We start from the raw sequence: 17,778 nt of genomic DNA on the forward strand, positions 1-17,778 counted from the left end.
GTTCGTTCGAACCCGGCGGACAAAAGTCGGCAACGGTCACCAGGGCCGCGGGGAGAGGGACATGGCGGAGGATGCGGCGCCGGTGGCCAGCACGCTGCGCGGCGAGCTGATCTCGGAGATGCTCGCGGTGGCGATCATCATCACGCTCGGCGACTCGGCGGCGGCGATGATCACGCTGTACGACCCCAGCCCCTATGCCACGGCTTACTGGGGCGTGTGCATCGCCTGGGGTCTCGCGGTAACGATCGCGATCTACGTCACCGGCGCGGTCTCGGGCACGCACGCCAACCCGGCGGTGACGCTGGCGCTGACGCTGTTCCGCGACTTCCCGCGCCGCAAGGTGCTGCCGTACGTGGTGGCGCAGGTGGTTGGCGCGATGATCGGCGCGGCGCTGGTCTACCAGCTCTTCGGCCCGGTGATCGACGCCTATAATGCGAGCCACGCGCTCACCCGCGCGCAGGGCGGGGCGGCGGGCGTGTTCTTCACCGCGCCGGGATTGCACATCACGGCGGTCCACGCCTTCTGGGACGAGGTGGTGCTCACCGCGATCCTGCTGCTCGGCATCTTCGCCATCACCGACGAGTTCAACACCTCCGCGCCGATGGCCAATGCCAGCGCGCTGATCATCGGCCTGCTGGTGGCGTGTATCGGCGCCTCGGCGGGCTTCCTCGAAGGCTGGCCGATCAATCCCGCGCGCGACGTCGGGCCACGGCTGTTCTGCTGGCTGCTGGGTTGGGGCGAGTCCGCCTTCCCCGGGCCCGACCATTATTGGTGGGTGCCAATCGCGGGGCCACTGGTGGGTGGCGTCGTCGGTGCGGGGCTCTATCAATTCCTGGTCAAGCCGTATCTGCCGCGGCGGCGCTGAGGAGAGGGATCATGGCCGATACGAAGAACCACGTGCTGGCGATCGACCAGGGCACCACCTCCACCCGTGCGATCGTCTTCGACCGCGACGCGCGCCCGGTCGCGACCGCTCAGACCGAGTTCGCGCAGCATTATCCCGAGGGCGGCTGGGTGGAGCACGATCCCGAGGACATCTGGCGCGACACGCTCCAGGTCGCACGCGACGCGATGGCGCAGAGCGGTGTCGGCGCGGCGGGCGTGGCCGCGATCGGCATCACCAACCAGCGCGAGACGGTGGTGGTGTGGGATCGCGCGACCGGCGAGCCGATCCACCGCGCGATCGTCTGGCAGGACCGCCGCACCGCCAGGCTCTGCGCCGAGCTCAAGTCGGCCGGGCATGAGCCGGCGGTGCGCGCCAAGACCGGCCTGCTGATCGACCCCTATTTCTCCGCCACCAAGCTCGCCTGGATCCTCGATCACGTCACGGGCGCGCGGGAGCGGGCGGAGCGCGGCGAGCTGGCGTTCGGCACGATCGACAGCTTCCTGCTGTGGCGGTTGACCGGCGGGCAGGTCCACGCCACCGACGTCACCAACGCTGGCCGCACCCTGCTCTACGACATCCGCGCGCAGCGCTGGGACGAGGAATTGTGCCGGCTCTTCGACGTGCCGATGACGCTGCTGCCGGAGGTGCACGACAACAGCCGCGTCTTCGGCCACACCGCCGAAGGACTGTTCGACGAGGCGATCCCGATAGCAGGCATCGCCGGCGACCAGCAGGCCGCGCTGATCGGCCAGGCCTGTTTCGATATCGGCATGGCCAAGTCGACCTATGGCACCGGCTGCTTCCTGCTGCTGAACACCGGCGCCGAGGCGATCGAGTCGGAGCACCGGCTGCTGACCACGCCGGCCTATCGGCTCGAGGGCGCGATGACCTACGCGCTGGAGGGCTCGATCTTCGTCGCGGGCGCGGCGGTGAAATGGCTGCGCGACGGCATCGGCGTCATCACCCACGCGCGCGAGACCAACGACATGGCGACTCAGGTGCCCGACAGCCACGGCGTCTACATGGTCCCGGCGTTCGTCGGTCTCGGCGCGCCGCACTGGGACCCGGACGCTCGCGGGGCGATCTTCGGGCTGACGCTCGGCGCCACCCAGGCCCACCTCGCGCGCGCCGCGCTGGAGGCGGTGGGCTATCAGACGATGGATCTCACCGCGGCGATGATCGCCGACGGCGGCGCCGCGCCCGCCACGATCCGGGTCGACGGCGGCATGGCGGCGAACGACTGGCTGTGTCAGTTCCTCGCCGACCTGCTCGAGGTGGCGGTGGAACGGCCGGTGCATCTCGAGACCACCGCGCTGGGCGCCGCCTTTCTCGCCGGCCTGGCGACGGGAGTGTGGGCCGACCTTGACGCGGTGCGCGCCACCTGGGCGCGGCGCGACTGTTTCGAGCCGCGCATGGCCGCGGCCGACCGCGAGCGGCTGGTGGCGGGGTGGAAGGTCGCCGTGGCGAAGACGCTGACCACGGGGTGAGGGGGCACTTCGAGACGAGGCTTCGACAGGCTCAGCCTCTCCTCAGCGCGACCGGATGACGACGGAGGCACCGTTCATGCTGAGAAGGCGCTGAGCTCGTCGAAGCGCCGCCTCGAAGCACATGGCGTAGCGACCTGTCGAGCGGTTCAGAACAGCAAGGTCAGGGAGTAGACCAGCGCGCCCACGGCGGCCGAGGCAGGGATGGTGATCACCCACGCCACCACCACGTTCTTGGCCACGCCCCAGCGCACCGCTGTGGCGCGCCGCGCTACGCCCGCGCCGATGATCGATCCGGTGATCGTATGCGTCGTCGACACCGGAATGCCGAGCGTCGACGCGCCGAACAGCACGATCGACCCCGCCAGCGAGGCGCTGAACCCCTGGTGCTGCGACAGCCGCGTGATCCGCGAGCCCATCGTCTCGATGATCCGCCAGCCGCCGGTCATCGTGCCGAGCCCGATCGCGACATAGCAGCTGATCGCGACCCAGTGCGGCACCTCGAACGGCCCGGTCAGGTAGCCGGTCGAGTAGAGCAGGACGGTGATGATCCCCATTGTCTTCTGCGCATCGTTGAGACCGTGGCTGAGCGAGTAGGCGGCGGACGACATCAGGTGCAGGACACGGAACGAACGCTCCGCCTGGTTGGCGGTGCGGCGCCGCAGCGCCCAGCTCGACAGCAGCATCACCAGCATCGCCAGGAACATCCCGATCGTCGGCGAGAGCACGATCGCGATCAGCGTCTTATTGAGCCCGGCCCATTTCACGCCTGACAGCCCGGCATGCGCCACGCCCGCACCGATCAGGCCGCCCACCAGCGCGTGGCTGCTCGACGAGGGGATGCCCTTGAGCCAGGTGATGACGTTCCACGTCATCGCCCCGCCGAGCGCGCCGAAGATCACGGCGGGGGTCACCACCTCCTGCGCGATCAGCCCCTTGCCGATCGTCTCGGCCACGGCGTGGAGGCTCGGCACCGCCAGCGTCAGGAAATAGGCGGCGAAGTTGAAGAAGGCGGCGAACACCACCGCCTGCACCGGTGACAGCAGCCGTGTCGCCACCACGGTGGCGATCGAGTTGGCGGCGTCGTGCAGCCCGTTCAGATAATCGAACGCCAGCGCGACCAGGATGAGGCCGACCAGCAGCGGAAAGGCGAGCTCGTGCATGGCCGCGGCTCAGGCGTGGTCGATGACGATGCCATCGATCTCGTCGGCGACGTCCTCGAAGGCGTCGAGCACGCGCTCGAGATGCTTGTACAGCTCGCGCTCCACCACGAAACGCAAGGTATCGGTGCGGCCGAACTCGCCGAGCGAGCGCTTGAGCCCGGCGGCGTGCATCTCGTCGGCGCGGCCCTCGATGCGGATCAATTGCTCGGTGAAGTCGTGCAGCTTCTGCCCGTTGCGGCTGACGTCGCGCAGCAGCGGCATCGCCGCGACGGCGAGCTCGGCCGCCTCCACCGCGGCGGCGGCCATCTCGCGCATCTCGGGGGCGAACTCGCGCACCTGGTAGAGGTCGATCGCGGCGGCGGCTGCCTGCATCTCGTCGACCGTATCGTCGAGCGCGCCGATCAGCGTTGCGATCGCGCCGCGGTCGAACGGCGTCAGAAAGGTCGAGCGCACCGTCTTGAGCACGTCACGGGTGATGTCGTCGGCGCGGTGCTCGTGGGCGATGATCTCCGCGATCATCGCCGCAGCATCGCACTCGCCGCCGACCAGCTTGGCGAGCGCGCGTGCGCCCGCCAGGTCGGTCACGGCGTGCGCCTCGAACATCTCGAAGAAATTGCCCGTCCTCGGCAGAAGACGCTGGAACCAAGCGAACATCGAACTCCCATCCCCACCCGAAGGTGTTTCCCGTCCCGATAGCCCGAAGCACGAGTTGCGCGCGGCGCCAAGCAAAACCGAGCGGCGCCATGGCCGAGACATGTGACACTTGGGTTGCAGCGCCATCGGCGGTTTCGTCCCGAAAACCGATAACCTGCATCAAAGCCATTGTTTTTAAAGGAACATCCCGCGCCGCACCAGCTTGATCGGGGGAGCAAGGAGAGACGCATGCCAAGCTATTCCAACGAAACGGTCCAGTCGGTGTTCGTGACCGGGTTGAAGAACGCGCACGGAGTCGAGCATCAGGCGCTCGCGCTCATCGACCGTCAGCTCGACCACCTCGCCAATTATCCGGAGGTCGCCGCGCAGCTGCGCATGCACCGTGCCGAGACGGAGGAGCAGATCCAGCGGCTGGAGGAGATCCTCGCCGGCTTCGGCGAGACCCATTCGGTGCTCAAGGACGCGGCGCTGTCGTTCACCGGCAATATGGCGGCGCTGGCGCACGTGTTCGCGCCCGACGAGATCCTCAAGAACAGCTTCGCCAATTTCGCTTTCGAGAATTTCGAGGCGGCGAGCTACAAGTCGCTGCTGACGCTGGCGGACGCCGGCGGCTTCCAGCAGCCGGTGTCGCTGCTGACCGCGTCGCTCAACGAGGAGCTGGCGATGGCCGCCTGGGTCGACGAGCACAATGCCGAGCTGACGCTGAAATATGTCGAGCGCCGCGCCGCGGGAGAGACGGCGAGCCACTAAGGCGGGCGGGGCTCAATGTTCGCGCGGTGACGGCGCGTTCGGCCAAGTGACGGCGGAACTGGGGTTTCGCCCTGCCGGTCGGGGCGGCGGCGGCCGCGAATGTTGCGAATGTTGAGTCGCTGGCGCGGTTCGCGCGAATGTTGAGTCCGCGGGCGGCGCGGTGATCTTGGTTAACGGGCGTCGCCGGGCGCGATCGCGGCCGGCGACGATGAGACAGAGCCGCGCGTATGTGACAGGCCGCCCAAGTGTAGGACAGCGGTGAGTCGAGGCGCCAATCCTCCCCGGCACGGGGAGGGGACCGCCGCGCGCAGCGCGGTGGTGGAGGGGGCTCTCCCCGGAGCGCAGCGCCTGCGGAAGCCCCCCTCCACCATGCTTCGCATGGTCCCCCTCCCCGTGCCGGGGAGGATCTAGGTCCCGCTACTCAGCCCGCTCACACCACCGCGACCGTCACCGGCGATGCGGCGAACAGCGCGCTCGCCGCCATCTCCTCGCCCGAGTCGTAGCGCACGCGCGTGTCGCCCCAGTCCCTCGCCCCGTGCAGCGCCACCGCGCAGCGCAGGGTCCGGCCATCGCCGCGGCGCTCGAAGGCGAGCAGGTGCGCGGCACCCGCGCCGCTCACCTCGGCCGCGGCATAGTCGCCGTCGCGGAACAGCGCCGGGTGCGCGCGCCGCAGCGACAGCAGCTCGGCGATCAGCCGCAGCTTCGCCGGCGCCGCGGCGTCCAGCAGTCGCGCGCGCCGATCATAGTCGACCGGCCGACGGTTGTCGGGATCGACCAGCGAGAGGTCGGCCAACTCGGTTCCCTGGTAGAGGTCGGGCACGCCCGGCAGCGTGTAGCGCAGCAGCACCTGCGCCAGCGTGTTCGCCTCCGCGATCGGGCGCAGCTCGGCGAGCATGTCCTCCACCGCCGCCACGAACGCCGCGTCGGCGAGCCAGCGGTCGAGCAGCGCATCCGCGGCGGCCTCGTAGGCCTCGTCGGGCGCTTCCCACGACGAGCGCAGCTTCGCCTCGCGCAACGCCTTCTGCTGCCAGCCCTTCACGCGCTCGGCGAAGTCGCCCCCGGGGCCGTCGCCCGGCCCATTGTCTGGCCACGCCCCGACCAAGGTCTGGAGCAGCATGTAGGCGTCGGCGGGATCGACCGCCTCGTCCTCGTCCACCCACCGAAACGCGAACGCGCGCCACGCCTCCGGCCGCGCGCTCACCGCCGCCAGCCGCGCGCGCATGTCCTCGCCGCGCTTGTGGTCGTGCGTCGCGGTGGTGAGCATCGCGTGCGGCACCGCCCGCGCGCGCTCCTCCATCGCCGCGTGGAAAGCCGCGGGGGGCATCGCGAAGGTCTCGGCGTCGAAGCCGACGTCGTTGCGCGAGAGCAACCGGCCGTAGCGGTAGAAAGCGGTGTCCTCCACCGCCTTGGCCGCGATCGGCGCGGAGAGCTGCTGGAAGCGCCGCACCGCCTCGGCGGCCAAAGCCGCATCGCCGGGGCCGTCGCCGGCGAGCCAGGCGAGGACAAGGTCGGTGATCGGCGCCTCGCCCGGCGGGATCAGCTCGGCGACGCGGGCGCGGACCTGCGCGCGCACAGCCTCGTCTCCGGCGGGCGCGGCGTCGCCAGTGCCGTAGGTGCGATAGACCGGGAAGACCCATAGCAGCCGCTCGATCGCGCGGCGCAGTGCGGCGGGGGTGACGCCATCGCCGCCGGGCGCGCTCGCGGCGAGCGCGTTGAACGCCGCGACGCAACCGTCGAGCTGGCCGGCGAACTGCCACGACAGCAGGTCTTGGCGCGCCTGGAACTCCTCTGGCTCGAAGGTCGCGCTGCGCCCGCTGATCTCCTCCCACAAGGCGCCGAGCGGTTCCGCGCCGGCGGGATCGTGGAGCAGCGCGGTGACCTGCTCCATGAAGTCGTAGCCGCTGGTCCCGTCGATCGCCCAACCGTGCGGCTGCGGCTCGCCCGCGCCGAGGATCTTCTCGACGATGATCCAGGCATCGTCGCCGAGCCGCTCGCGCAGCCGGTGACAATAGCCGATCGGGTCGGTGAGCCCGTCGACATGGTCGACACGGACACCGTCGATCAGCCCCTCGTCGTGGAGGCGGAAGTAGAGCGCGTGCGTCGCCTCGAACACCGCGGGGTCCTCGGCCCGGACGCCGGCGAGCTCGTTGATGGTGAAGAAGCGCCGCCAGTTGAGCTGATCGTTGGCGGTGCGCCAGTAAGCGAGGCGGTAATGCTGACGCTCGAGCAGCGGGGCGAGCGGGCTGGTCTCGGCGCCGTCCTGGTCCTCGTCGCGGATCGGGAAGCGGTGCTCGCCATAGGCCACCACCTCCCAGCGGTCACCGGCACGCTCGACCGCGATGTCGCCGTTGCCCAGCGCCTCCGACAAGGGCGCGCCGAGCACGGGCAGGACGATCCGCTGGCGCCAGTCGATGTCGAACACGCGCGCGTGCGGGCTGTCGGGGCCGCGCTGGAGGACGTCGGTCCACCAGGCGTTGTGGCCGCCGGCGACGCCCATGTGGTTGGGGACGATGTCGATGATCACGCCCATGTCGCGTGCGCGCAGCGCGGCCACGAGCGAGCGGAACGCCTCCTCGCCGCCGAGCTCGGGGTTGATCCGGGTCGAGTCGGTGACGTCGTAGCCATGCGTCGAGCCCGGCGTCGCCACCGTGATCGGCGAGGCATAGACGTGGCTGACCCCGAGCTGGTCGAGGTACGGGACCAGCGCCTCCGCGTCGGCGAAGGTGAAGTCCTTGTGGAACTGGAAGCGATAGGTGGCGCGCGGGGTCATCCGTGTCTTTCGGCGGTGAGCAGGTCGGTGCGGCGCGCGACGTCGCGTTGCGCGAGCAGCTGCTCAGTGGGGGCGGGTAGGCGGCGGCGCCAATTGGGGTGCTCGTCGACCGTGCCGGGCAGGTTGGGCTGTTCCTCCTCGCCGAGCAGGTCCTCGACCGGCACGATCGCGAGCGGCGCGGGCGCGGCGGCGACGTGCGCGAGCACGCGGTCGAGCGGGGGCTGCGCGGGCGGCGCACCGGTCCCGCCCATCGTCTGCCACAAGGCGGCGCGTTCCTCGTCGCGGTGCGCCCTGTCCCCGGCCGCGCTGGCATGGCGCGAGCGGCGGCCGAGCTTCCACGCCCAGTCGATGTCGCGGCCCTTCCACCAGCCGGCCACCGTGGGGGTGTCGTGCGTGCCGGTCATCGCCACCGCCATCTCGTCCCAGCCGGCGGGATCGGTGAAGCCGCCGTCGGCATCGCGCTCGAATGGCAGCACGCGCATGCCGAGCATGCAGCGCCGCGCGAGCTCGTCGCGGAAGCCGGGCGGGACGGTGCCGAGGTCTTCCGCGATCACCAGCGCGCCGGCGCGCTGCGCCTCGATCGCGAGGATGCGGCGGAGGTGGTCGCCGGGCATCGTGAGATAGGCGCCGCGCCCGGCGCTCTCGCCCTCCGGGACGACCCAAAGGCGCTGCAGCCCGAGCGCGTGGTCGACGCGGATGCCGCCGGCGTGCGCCAGCGTCGCGCGTAGCGTCTCGACGAAGGGTCGGAAGCCGGTGCGCTCGAGCGCGAACGGGTCGAGCGCGGTGATCCCCCAATTTTGCCCGTCGGGGCCGAGCGGGTCGGGCGGGGCCCCGACGGTGAGGCCGGTGAGCAGCTCGTCGCGCGCGCCCCAGGCGTGGCTGCCGCCGCCGTCCATGCCGACCGCGAGGTCGGCGATCAGCCCGACCTGCATCCGCTCGCGCGCGGCACGCTGCGCGGTGGCGAGGCCGAGATCGGCGAGCCACTGGAGGAAGGCGTAGAAGGCGACATCGTCGGCGTGCTCGGCGGCGAAGCGGATCACCGCCTCGGAGGTCGGGTCCTGATAGTTGCTCGGCCAGTCCTGCCAGCCGCGCCCGCCGAGCCGCGCGTGGAGCGCGTCGAAGCGCGCGTGCGCCTCGAGCGCGACGCCGCGCTGGCGGCGGAAGGCGAGCGCGGCCGAGCGCGCCGCCTCGCCGGCGAGGTCATAGGCGCCGCGCAGCTGCTGCAGCCGCTCGCGCGCCGCGCTCTCCCATTCGATGAGTGGCGGCGCGGGGGCCGGGGGGAGCGGCACGCCGATGAGGCCGGGGTCGGCGAGCAGGACGTTGTGGAACAGCCGCGTCGACGGCGCATAGGGGCTGAAGCGCGTCGGGTCGGCGGGGAAGAGCGCGTGCGTCGGGCTGATCGCGAGCGCGTGCGCGCCGGCGCGGCCGAACGCCTCGGCCGCCTCGACCAGCGCGCCCGCGTCGCCGAACGCGCGGCGCTCGCGCGACTGGAGCGCCGGGATCTGCACCGCGGCGCCCCAGCTGCGCGGTGGCGGCTCAGGGCAGCGCCGCGGTGCGAGCGCGAGCGTGTACGCGCGGTCGCCGACGAGCAAGCGGTGGTAGCCGGGGCGGTCGAGCGGGGGGAGCCGGCCTCTGGCGTCGCGCTTCGGGGTGGCGCGGCCGCCGTCCTCGAAGTGGAGCTCGACCGCTCCGCTGGCGTCGGCGGGGAGATCGATCGCGGTGTCCGCGTCGGCGGAGAGGAAGGGGGTCTCGGGCGGCGTCGGGTCGAGTCGGTCGAGGACGGCGGCGAGCACGTCGTCGGGCACGCGCTGCGCGTTGCCGTCGGCGTCCTCCCAGTCGCGGACGAGGCCGGCAGCGGCGGCGCGGGCGGCGAGGTCGGTCATGCGAGGGGGCCGCGGCGGGGAGGGAGGCGCGCGATAATGTCGTCCCTGACGTCACCCCACCCCTTGCCGTCATCCCGAACCTGGTCCGGAATCCACCGTGCCGCGAACTCAGGGGCGGCGGGGTGCGCGAAGGGGTGGATCCCGGAACAAGTCCGGGATGACGGAGGAGGGGGGAGCGTTGCCCCACCCGCCGAGCCGGAGGAGGCCGCCCCCAAGCTCATGCCTCCACCCAGGCGACGAAGCGCTCGCCCTCGCGCCACAGCACGCGCTCGGGTGTCGGCAGCGGCGCGGGATCGTCACCGAGGTCGAGCGCGAGCGCCAGCGTGGTGCCGTCGCCGAGCCGCCAGCGCGCCTCCACCGCCGCCGCGCCAATGGCGCGCGCGCCGAGCGAGGTCGTACCCTCCAGCCCGGGCACGATCCGCTCGGCGCGCAGCGCGAGCAGGTCGGCGTAGAGCGCGCGCCACGCCGCCGCCTGCGGCCCCGGCTCGGGGCGCGAGCGCTCGAACGTGCTCGCCGCGTTGGGATCGGGGATGCGTTCGCGCGCCGCCTCGTCGGCGAAGGCGTCGAACTTGGCGAACTCCTTGCGCCGGCCCTCGCGCACCGCGTCGGCGAGCTCGTCGTGGAAGTCGGTGAAAAACAGGAACGGCGTCTCGCTGCCGTCCGTATCGCCCATGAACAGCAGCGGCACCTGCGGGCACAGCAGCAGCAGCGCGGTCGCGGCGCGCAGCTTGTCGGGCGCGGTCAGCAGCGTCAGCCGCTCACCCATCGCGCGATTGCCGACCTGGTCGTGGTTCTGGAGGAAGGCGACGAAGCGAGTCGGCGGCAGGCCCTTGCTCGGCGTGCCGCGCGGCTTGCCGTCGTGGTTGGGCGAGGGGTCGCCCTGGTAGATGAAGCCCTCCGCGAGGCAGCGCGCCAGCCGTTCGGCGGGGCGATCGGCGAAGTCGCCGTAATAGGCGCTCGTCTCGCCGGTGAGCAGCACGTGGAGGACGTTGTGGAAATCGTCGTTCCACTGCGCGTCATAGCCGCCGTCGTTGAGTCGCGCGGCGTCGTTGCGCTCGTTCTCGAGCACGAGATGGACGTGGCGGCCCGGCAGCGTGGCGCGCAGCTCGGCCGCCATGGCGTCGAGGAAATCGTCGTCGGCGATGGCGTGGACGGCGTCGAAGCGCAGCCCGTCGACGCGATAGTCGCGCAGCCACATCAGCGCGTTGTCGACGAAATAGCAGGCCACTGGCGGCGCCGAGACGTTCACCGCGCCGCCCCAGGGCGTGTGGACGGCCTCATCAAAGAAGCTCTTGGCGTAGAGCCCGAGATAATTCCCGTCGGGGCCGAAGTGGTTGTACACCACGTCGACGAAAACGCTCAGCCCGAGCCCGTGCGCGGCGTCGACCAGCGTGCGCAGCGCGTCGGGCGTGCCATAGGCCTCGTGCAGCGCGTAGGGCAGCACGCCGTCATAGCCCCAGCCGCGTTCGCCGCCATAGGCGCCCAGCGGCATCAGCTCGATCGCGGTGGCGCCGCTGGCCGCGATGTCGGCGAGCCGCTCGGTCATCCCGGCGAAGCCGCCGAGCGCGCCGGCGTGGAGCTCGACGATCACCATCTCGTGCCACGGCCGCCCGCGCCACTGCGGGTGCTGCCAATCGAAGCGGGTGTCGGTGACGACGCTCCAGCCGTGCACGCCGCCGTCCTGCCGGCGCGACGCCGGGTCGGGCACGGCCTGGTCGCCGACGCGGAAGCGGTAGCGCGCGCCCGCACCGACCGGCGCCTCGGCGGCGTACCAGCCGTCCTCGCCCGCGGTCATCGCGACCGGCGCACCGTCGGCGAGCTCGAGCGTCACCGCCGCGGCGTCGGGCGCCCACAGGCGGAAGCGCGTGCCGCCGCCATCGATCGGCTCGGGGCCCCAGGCCATCATGACGGGAACGCGCTCCGCCAGGTCAGCAGCACCGCGCCCTGCGGCGCGACCTCGTAGTGGTCGTCCACCTCGATCTCGCCCTGCTCGGGCTTGGCGCTGTCGAGCAGCACCACGCGCTGCACCTGCGGGGCGGGCAGCTGGAAGGTGATCGGGTCGGCGCTGGCGTTGAGCAGCAGCGAGATCGCCTCGACCTCGCCGTCCTCGGTGCGCGTGGCGCGGCGCATCATCAGCGCGCGGCCCTCGGGATTGTCCCAGTCCTCGGGGGTCATGCGCTCGCCGCGCTCGTTCCACCACTCGACGTCGTTGATGCCCTCGCCCGGTGAGTCCTGGCCGTAGAGGAAGGTAGCGGCGCGCAGCACCGGATAGCGCCGGCGCAGCTCGGTGAGCCGCGCGGTATAGTCGATCTGGCGCTGCCCGTCCTCGCTCGCCGCCGCGGTCCAGTCGAGCCAGCTGATCTCATTGTCTTGGCAGTAGGCGTTGTTGTTGCCGCCCTGCGTGCGCCCGAACTCGTCGCCCGCCACCAGCATCGGCGTGCCGAGCGAGGCGAGCAGCGTGGTCAGCATCGAGCGCATCACGCGGCCGCGGGCGTCGTTGATCGAGGGATCGTCGGTCGGTCCCTCGGCGCCCCAGTTGCGCGAGTAATTCTCGGAATGGCCGTCGCGATTGTCCTCGCCATTGGCCTCGTTGTGGCGGCCCTCGTACATCACCGTGTCGGCGAGCGTGTAGCCGTCGTGTGCCGAGAGCAGGTTGACCGTGGCCCAGGGGCGCCGCGCGCGCCGGTCGAACAGGTCGCCCGAGCCCGACAGCCGCGCCGCGAGGTCGCCGCGCTGCGACGGATCGCCGCGCCAGTACTTCCGCACCGTGTCGCGGTACTTGTCGTTCCACTCGGCGAAGCCGGGCGGGAAGTTGCCGAGCTGATAGCCGCCCGGGCCGACGTCCCACGGCTCCGCGATCAGCTTGAGCCGGCCGAGCACCGGATCCTGCCGCAGCACGTCGAAGAAGGCCGCGCCGGGGTCGAAGCCATAGTCCTCGCGCCCGAGCGTGAGGCCGAGGTCGAAGCGGAAGCCGTCGATGCCGAAGCTGGTCGCCCAGTAGCGCAGCGAGTCGGCGACCATCTGGATCACGCGCGCTTTGCTCATGTTGAGCGTGTTGCCCGTGCCGGTGTCGTTGATCGTGTAGCGCGGGTTGTCCTGGACCAGGCGATAGTAGCTGGCATTGTCCAGCCCGCGCCAGGAGAGGGTGGGGCCGCGCTCGGACCCCTCGCAGGTGTGATTGTAGACGACGTCGAGGATCACCTCGATCCCCGCCTTGTGGAGCCGGTGGACCGCGCGGCGCAACTCGTCCTGATGGTCCGAGGCCATGTACGACTGCTCGGGCGCGAAGAAGCCGAGCGAGTTATAGCCCCAGTAGTTGCGCAGCCCCTTCTCCTGCAGGAAGCGGTCCTGCGTGAAGCTGTGGATCGGCAGCAGCTCGATCGCCGTGACGCCGATGCGCTGGAGGTGCTTGATCACCGCGGGATGGCCCAGCGCGGCATAGGTGCCGCGCTCGCGCGCGGGGACCAGCTCCATCAGCTTGGTGAGGCCTTTGACGTGGGCCTCGTAGATCACCGTCTCCGACCAGGGCGTGTTCGGCCGGCGGTCGCGCGACCAGTCCCAGTGATCGTCGACCACCATCGCCTTGGGCATGGCGGGGGCACTGTCGCGCTTGTCGAACGACAGGTCCTCGCGGCGGTGACCGATGCGATAGCCGTGGAGCGCGTCAGTCCATTTGATCTGCCCCTGGATGCGGCGCGCATAGGGGTCGAGCAGCAGCTTGTTGGGGTTGAAGCGGTGCCCCTCCTCGGGCGCGTAGCGGCCGTGCGCGCGATAGCCGTAGACCAGTCCCGGCCCGACATCGGGGAGATAGCCATGCCACACCTCGTCGGTGCACTCGGGCAGCATCAGCTTGCGCAGTTCGCGCTTGCCCGCGGGATCGAACACGCAGAGCTCGATCGCGTCGGCGTTGGCGGAGAAGACCGCGAAATTGACGCCTTCGCCGTCGAACGTGGCGCCAAGCGGATAGGGCGATCCCGGCAACAGCCGGTCCGGCAGGTCGTGCAACATCATGCTCCCGACAGGAGAGAGGCCGCGCTGCCGCGGCCGAAGAGGGAAAGTGTCTCGCGCCGGGGAGGGGCGCCGCGGCGCGCCTCAGGCGCGCTTGGTGCGCGGTCCCGGACGCTTGGGTGCTGCGGTGGCAGCCGGCACCTTGGAGTCGGCGGCCTTCGCGCCACGCGCGCGCGGCGCCTTGCTGGCGGTGCCCCCGGCCTCGGGGCTGCCTGAGGGGATGGTGGTGGCGGGCGAGTCCGCCGGCTCGTTGGCGAGCGGCTTGGTCAGCTCGGCGCCGGTGGTCTCGTCGCCGGAGGTGACGGCGGGCGTGTCGCTGCCGTCCTGCGGCTCGGGCGTGGCGGCGGGCTGCTCGCCGGGGAATTCCTGCTGCGCGCGATGCCAGTGCTCGTCGTGCTTGCCGTGCGGCTCACCCTCGTCCTGCCAGAGGCGATAAGCGCGCTCGCGGATCTGTCCCTCGCGATCGTCCGACATGCCCGTTCCCTTTTTCCCGGTTTTCCGCGGCTGTAACTCCCGAACCGCGGGATCGTCGCAAGGGGGTTGAGAAAATCGTTGCGGGGGAGCGGCAGATCCTCCCCGCATGGCGGGGAGGGGGGACCATGCGCAGCATGGTGGAGGGGGCTCTCCGCTAGTGCTGCGCTTCGTGGAGAACCCCCTCCACCACGCCCTTCGGGCGCGGTCCCCCTCCCCGCGAGCGGGGAGGATTTAGCACCTCACCCCTCCGCGAGCGTCGCGTTGTCGATCACGAAGCGGTACTTCACGTCGCTGCGCTGCATGCGGTCATAGGCCTCGTCGATCTGCTGGATGCGGATCATCTCGATGTCGGCGGTGACGCCCTTCTCGGCGCAGAAGTCGAGCATCTCCTGCGTCTCGGCGATGCCGCCGATCAGCGAGCCCGCGATCGCGCGGCGGCCGAAGATCAACGTGCCGACGCTGGGCGACGGATGCGGATGCTCGGGCACGCCGACCAGCACCAGGGTGCCGTCGCGCTTGAGCAGGCCGGTGAAGGCGTCGAGATCGTGGCTCGCGGCGACGGTGTTGAGGATCATGTCGAAGCTGCCGGCATGCGCCGCCATCTCCTCGCTGTTGCGCGAGTTGATCACCTCGTCGGCGCCCAGCGCCCGGGCGTCCGCGCGCTTCGTCTCCGAAGTGGTGAAGGCGATCACGTGCGCGCCCATCGCGTGCGCGATCTTGACCCCCATGTGCCCGAGTCCGCCGATCCCGACGATGCCGACCTTCTTGCCCGGCCCGACGCCCCAGTGGCGCAGCGGCGAGTAGGTGGTGATGCCCGCGCACAGCAGCGGCGCGACCGCGGCGAGCTGCTCCTCGGGGTGCGAGATCTTGAGCACGAACTTGTCCGAGACGGTGATCGCCTGCGAATAGCCGCCGAGCGTGTGGCCGGGCGCGTCCGCGGTCGGGCCGTTGTAGGTGCCGACGAAGCCGCCGCCGGTGCAATATTGCTCCAGCCCCTCGTCGCACGAGGCGCAATGCTGGCAGCTGTCGACCATGCAGCCGACCCCGACCGTGTCGCCGACCTTGAACTTCGTCACCTCGCCGCCGACCGCGGTGACATGGCCGACGATCTCGTGGCCCGGCACGCAGGGATACAGCGTGCCGCCCCACTCGCCGCGCACCTGGTGGAGATCGGAGTGGCAGACGCCGCAGTACGCGATGTCGATCTGGACGTCATGCGGCCCGAGCTCGCGCCTAGTGATATCCATCGGCTCGAGCGGCTTGTCGCCGGCGGTCGCGCCATAGGCTTTGGTGGCCATGATTGTTCCCCTTCAGAAGTGGGCGCGCCTGGCGACGCGCGGGCCTCAGATAGGACCGCGGCGGCGCCAGCGCAGGCGGGACGTGCGTTCAACGCGGTGATGAGGATCGCTCAGCGGTGCCTTCCCGTGTGCTCCTGCGCACGCAGGAGCGCAGAGCTACAAGCGCAGCGTTCGGGAGCCTGGGCTCCTGCGTGCGCAGGAGCACGGACCGGCTACATCGAGACGCTACTCACCCCAGCGGCCGCCTCTCCCGGATGTGATCGGCGAGCAGGCGCAGCGCGGTCGGCACCTGGCGGCGGCTCGAATAATAGAGGTGATAGCCGCCACCGACCGCGGCCCAGTCCTCCAGCACCAGCCGCAGCGTACCCTCGCCCAGCGCGCCCGCGAAGACCGGCTCGGGCCCGTACATCAGCCCCGCGCCGCCGCGCGCCAGCGTCAGGCCGAGATCGGTATCGTCGATCGTCAGCGCGCCGGGCACGTCGATCGCCAACTCCTCGTCGCCGCGCTCGAACTCCCAGTGGTAGATGCGCCCGGCGCCCTGGCGCAGCCGCACGCAGCGATGCTGCGCCAGTTCGCGCGGGTGCGCCGGCGTGCCGAAGCGGTCGAGATAGGCCGGCGCCGCGGCCACCACCCAGCGGATGTCGCGCGAGAGCCGCAGCGCGATCATGTCCTCGGGCACGGTGCCGCCGTAGCGGATCCCGGCGTCGAACCCCTCGCCGACGACGTCGACCAACCGGTTGCTCGCGACCACGTCGACCTCGATATCGGGGTAGCGCTCGACGAAGCCGGGCAGCACCGGCGCGAGCAGAAGCCGCGCCGCGTCGACCACCACGTTGAGCCGGATCCGCCCCGCTGGCGCGTCGCGGAACCGGTTGAGCGCCTCGATCGCGCCGTCGATCGCGCGCAGCGGGTCGCTGATCGAGTCGCGCAACTGCTCGCCCGCGGCGGTTAGCGTGACGCTGCGGTTGGTGCGGTGGAGCAGCCGCACGCCCAGCCGCGCCTCGAGCGCCTTCATCGAGTGGCTCAGCGCCGAAGCGGTGACGCGCAGCTCCACCGCCGCACGCGCGAAGCTCAGGTGGCGCGCGATGACGAGGAAGTAGCTGAGATCGGGCAGGTCGCCGCGGGCGGTGGACATGACGCCGATGTGCGACCTCGCCGCCGTGCTGGCAACCGCGTCAGCGCCGCGCGCGCACCAGCGTCACCGCGCCGGTGCCGAGCGCGGTGAGCACCGCCAGCACCGTCAGCAGCAGCGCGAAGTCGCGCGGCGTCGCCAAGGTCCAGGTCAGCAGCGGGCCGAGCAGCGCCGGCAGCGTGTTGGTCAGGTTGAGCAGCCCGAGGTCGCGCCCGCGCCGCCGCGGGTCGGGCAGCAGCTGCAGCGCGAACGCCGAGTGGAGCGCGAGGAACACCGCCGAGCCGACCGAATAGGTCGCGAAGCCGATCGCCGCAGCGGTGGTGCCGGCCGCCAGCGCCATCGTGCCCAGCCCGGCCACCGCGACCAGCCCGGCGGCGACGAGGAAGGGCTGGCGCCGCCCGACGCGGTCGGACCAGCGCCCGACCAGCAGCGCGAGCGGCAGCGGGATGACGTAGCAGATCGTCAGCAGCGTGCCGACCTGGCGCGCGAGCACGAGCTGGCGCTCGCCCGGCGCGATGCTCTCGAACACGTACAGCAGGTAGAGCGACAGCGCCGCGGTGGCGAGCTGCATCAGCAGCCGCGCGACCGCGGCGATCAGCAGGTCGCGGCGTGGCAGGAGCGGTGCGGTCGCGGGCGCGGTCCCGTCCGCGCCGCCGTCGCCACGCAGCAGCAGCAGCGGCAGCAGCGCCAGCGCCGCGAGCAGCGGCACCACCGCGAGGCGGGTCGCGTCGGCGAGCCCCTCGTCCGCCACCAGCACCGCCGAGAGCAGCGCCGCGACCGGGTTGCCGAGCGCGATCAGCCCGGCGGCAAGGCCCTTGTGCGCGTCGGGCACCTCGTCGGCCATGATCGGCAGCAGCGGCGCGAGCACCGCGTTGACCGCGACCTGGAACAGCACCACCGCCGCCACGATCGTCACCGCGGTGGAGGCCGAGGCGACCAGCGCGTAGCTCGCCGCCGTGGTGACCAGCCCGCCCGCGACCCAGCGCCGCCGCCCGCCGCCGCGCGCCACCGAGCGGTCGCTGAGCCAGCCGAACACGATGTTGGCCGCGCTCGCCGCGAGTGCGCCCAGGATCGCGGTGAGGCTCAGCAGCGGGATGCGCGCGTCCCCCGCGATGGCGTGGATCTTGAGCGGCAGCAGCAACGTGAGCAGCGGCAGATAGGCGATCACCCCGCCCATGTTGGCGAGCGCGAAAGCGAGCAGGAACCACGCCGGACGCGCGGGGCGGGGAAGAGCGGGAACGGCCATGGACACGCGCATGATAGGGCTCCGCGACCG

The 17,778-nt window shown here is 71.4% G+C and carries 13 protein-coding genes; 3 read left to right on the top strand and 10 right to left on the bottom strand.

The features are described 5' to 3' along the window. The first annotated feature begins 61 nt into the window (after nt 1-61). On the top strand, nt 62-865 hold the full coding sequence (locus tag FHY02_RS20970) for an MIP/aquaporin family protein (protein ID WP_183925991.1): 804 nt from the start codon (nt 62-64) through the stop codon (nt 863-865). A gap of 11 nt (nt 866-876) precedes the next feature. Beyond that, entirely contained in the window at nt 877-2,373 is a 1,497-nt protein-coding gene (glpK, locus tag FHY02_RS20975; RefSeq protein ID WP_183925994.1) for a glycerol kinase GlpK, read from the top strand. A gap of 146 nt (nt 2,374-2,519) precedes the next feature. Here the strand turns inward: glpK and FHY02_RS20980 are convergent, their stop codons facing one another. Both FHY02_RS20980 and FHY02_RS20985 read right to left on the bottom strand, forming a co-directional pair. Further along, on the bottom strand, nt 2,520-3,533 hold the full coding sequence (locus FHY02_RS20980; RefSeq protein WP_183925997.1) for an inorganic phosphate transporter: 1,014 nt from the start codon (nt 3,531-3,533) through the stop codon (nt 2,520-2,522). A gap of 9 nt (nt 3,534-3,542) precedes the next feature. Continuing rightward, a complete protein-coding gene (locus tag FHY02_RS20985; RefSeq protein ID WP_183926000.1) occupies nt 3,543-4,187 on the bottom strand; it encodes a DUF47 domain-containing protein in 645 nt (214 codons plus the stop codon). Nucleotides 4,188-4,415: 228 nt separating this feature from the next. Between FHY02_RS20985 and FHY02_RS20990 the strand changes: the two genes are divergently transcribed. Next, complete coding sequence (locus FHY02_RS20990) at nt 4,416-4,937, top strand: ferritin-like domain-containing protein (RefSeq protein WP_183926002.1); 522 nt, start codon at nt 4,416-4,418, stop codon at nt 4,935-4,937. 430 nt (nt 4,938-5,367) lie between these two features. On the opposite strand, the gene treY is transcribed toward FHY02_RS20990, so the two are convergent. The 8 genes from treY to FHY02_RS21030 all read right to left on the bottom strand — a co-directional run bounded on the left by treY (nt 5,368) and on the right by FHY02_RS21030 (nt 17,760). Next, the gene (gene treY / locus FHY02_RS20995; RefSeq protein ID WP_183926004.1) at nt 5,368-7,707 is read right to left on the bottom strand and encodes a malto-oligosyltrehalose synthase; all 2,340 of its coding nucleotides are present in this window, start codon (nt 7,705-7,707) and stop codon (nt 5,368-5,370) included. Next, nucleotides 7,704-9,590 carry a 4-alpha-glucanotransferase gene (gene malQ, locus FHY02_RS21000; RefSeq protein WP_183926006.1) on the bottom strand — a complete coding sequence of 629 codons (1,887 nt, stop codon included), beginning with the start codon at nt 9,588-9,590 and terminating at the stop codon, nt 7,704-7,706. The genes treY and malQ overlap by 4 nt, the downstream gene beginning before the upstream one ends. Before the next feature lie 217 nt (nt 9,591-9,807). Then, nucleotides 9,808-11,493 (bottom strand): malto-oligosyltrehalose trehalohydrolase, encoded by a 1,686-nt coding sequence (gene treZ / locus FHY02_RS21005; protein WP_260173047.1) that lies wholly within the window; start codon nt 11,491-11,493, stop codon nt 9,808-9,810. After that, nucleotides 11,493-13,595 (bottom strand): glycogen debranching protein GlgX, encoded by a 2,103-nt coding sequence (glgX, locus tag FHY02_RS21010; protein WP_260173048.1) that lies wholly within the window; start codon nt 13,593-13,595, stop codon nt 11,493-11,495. Before glgX ends, treZ begins: the two co-directional genes overlap by 1 nt. 87 nt (nt 13,596-13,682) lie before the next feature. Beyond that, complete coding sequence (locus FHY02_RS22760; RefSeq protein ID WP_221190377.1) at nt 13,683-14,072, bottom strand: DUF2934 domain-containing protein; 390 nt, start codon at nt 14,070-14,072, stop codon at nt 13,683-13,685. A gap of 239 nt (nt 14,073-14,311) precedes the next feature. Further along, nucleotides 14,312-15,370: an NAD(P)-dependent alcohol dehydrogenase gene (locus tag FHY02_RS21020; RefSeq protein ID WP_183926012.1), complete on the bottom strand. Its 1,059-nt coding sequence runs from the start codon at nt 15,368-15,370 to the stop codon at nt 14,312-14,314. A 229-nt stretch (nt 15,371-15,599) separates the two neighbouring features. Next, entirely contained in the window at nt 15,600-16,505 is a 906-nt protein-coding gene (locus FHY02_RS21025) for a LysR family transcriptional regulator (protein ID WP_183926014.1), read from the bottom strand. A 40-nt stretch (nt 16,506-16,545) separates the two neighbouring features. After that, the gene (locus FHY02_RS21030) at nt 16,546-17,760 is read right to left on the bottom strand and encodes an MFS transporter (protein WP_260173049.1); all 1,215 of its coding nucleotides are present in this window, start codon (nt 17,758-17,760) and stop codon (nt 16,546-16,548) included. Between the last annotated feature and the right edge of the window lie 18 nt (nt 17,761-17,778).

This window comes from Sphingomonas sp. BK069 (assembly GCF_014193405.1).
In the GTDB taxonomy this organism is placed as follows: Bacteria; Pseudomonadota; Alphaproteobacteria; order Sphingomonadales; family Sphingomonadaceae; genus Sphingomonas.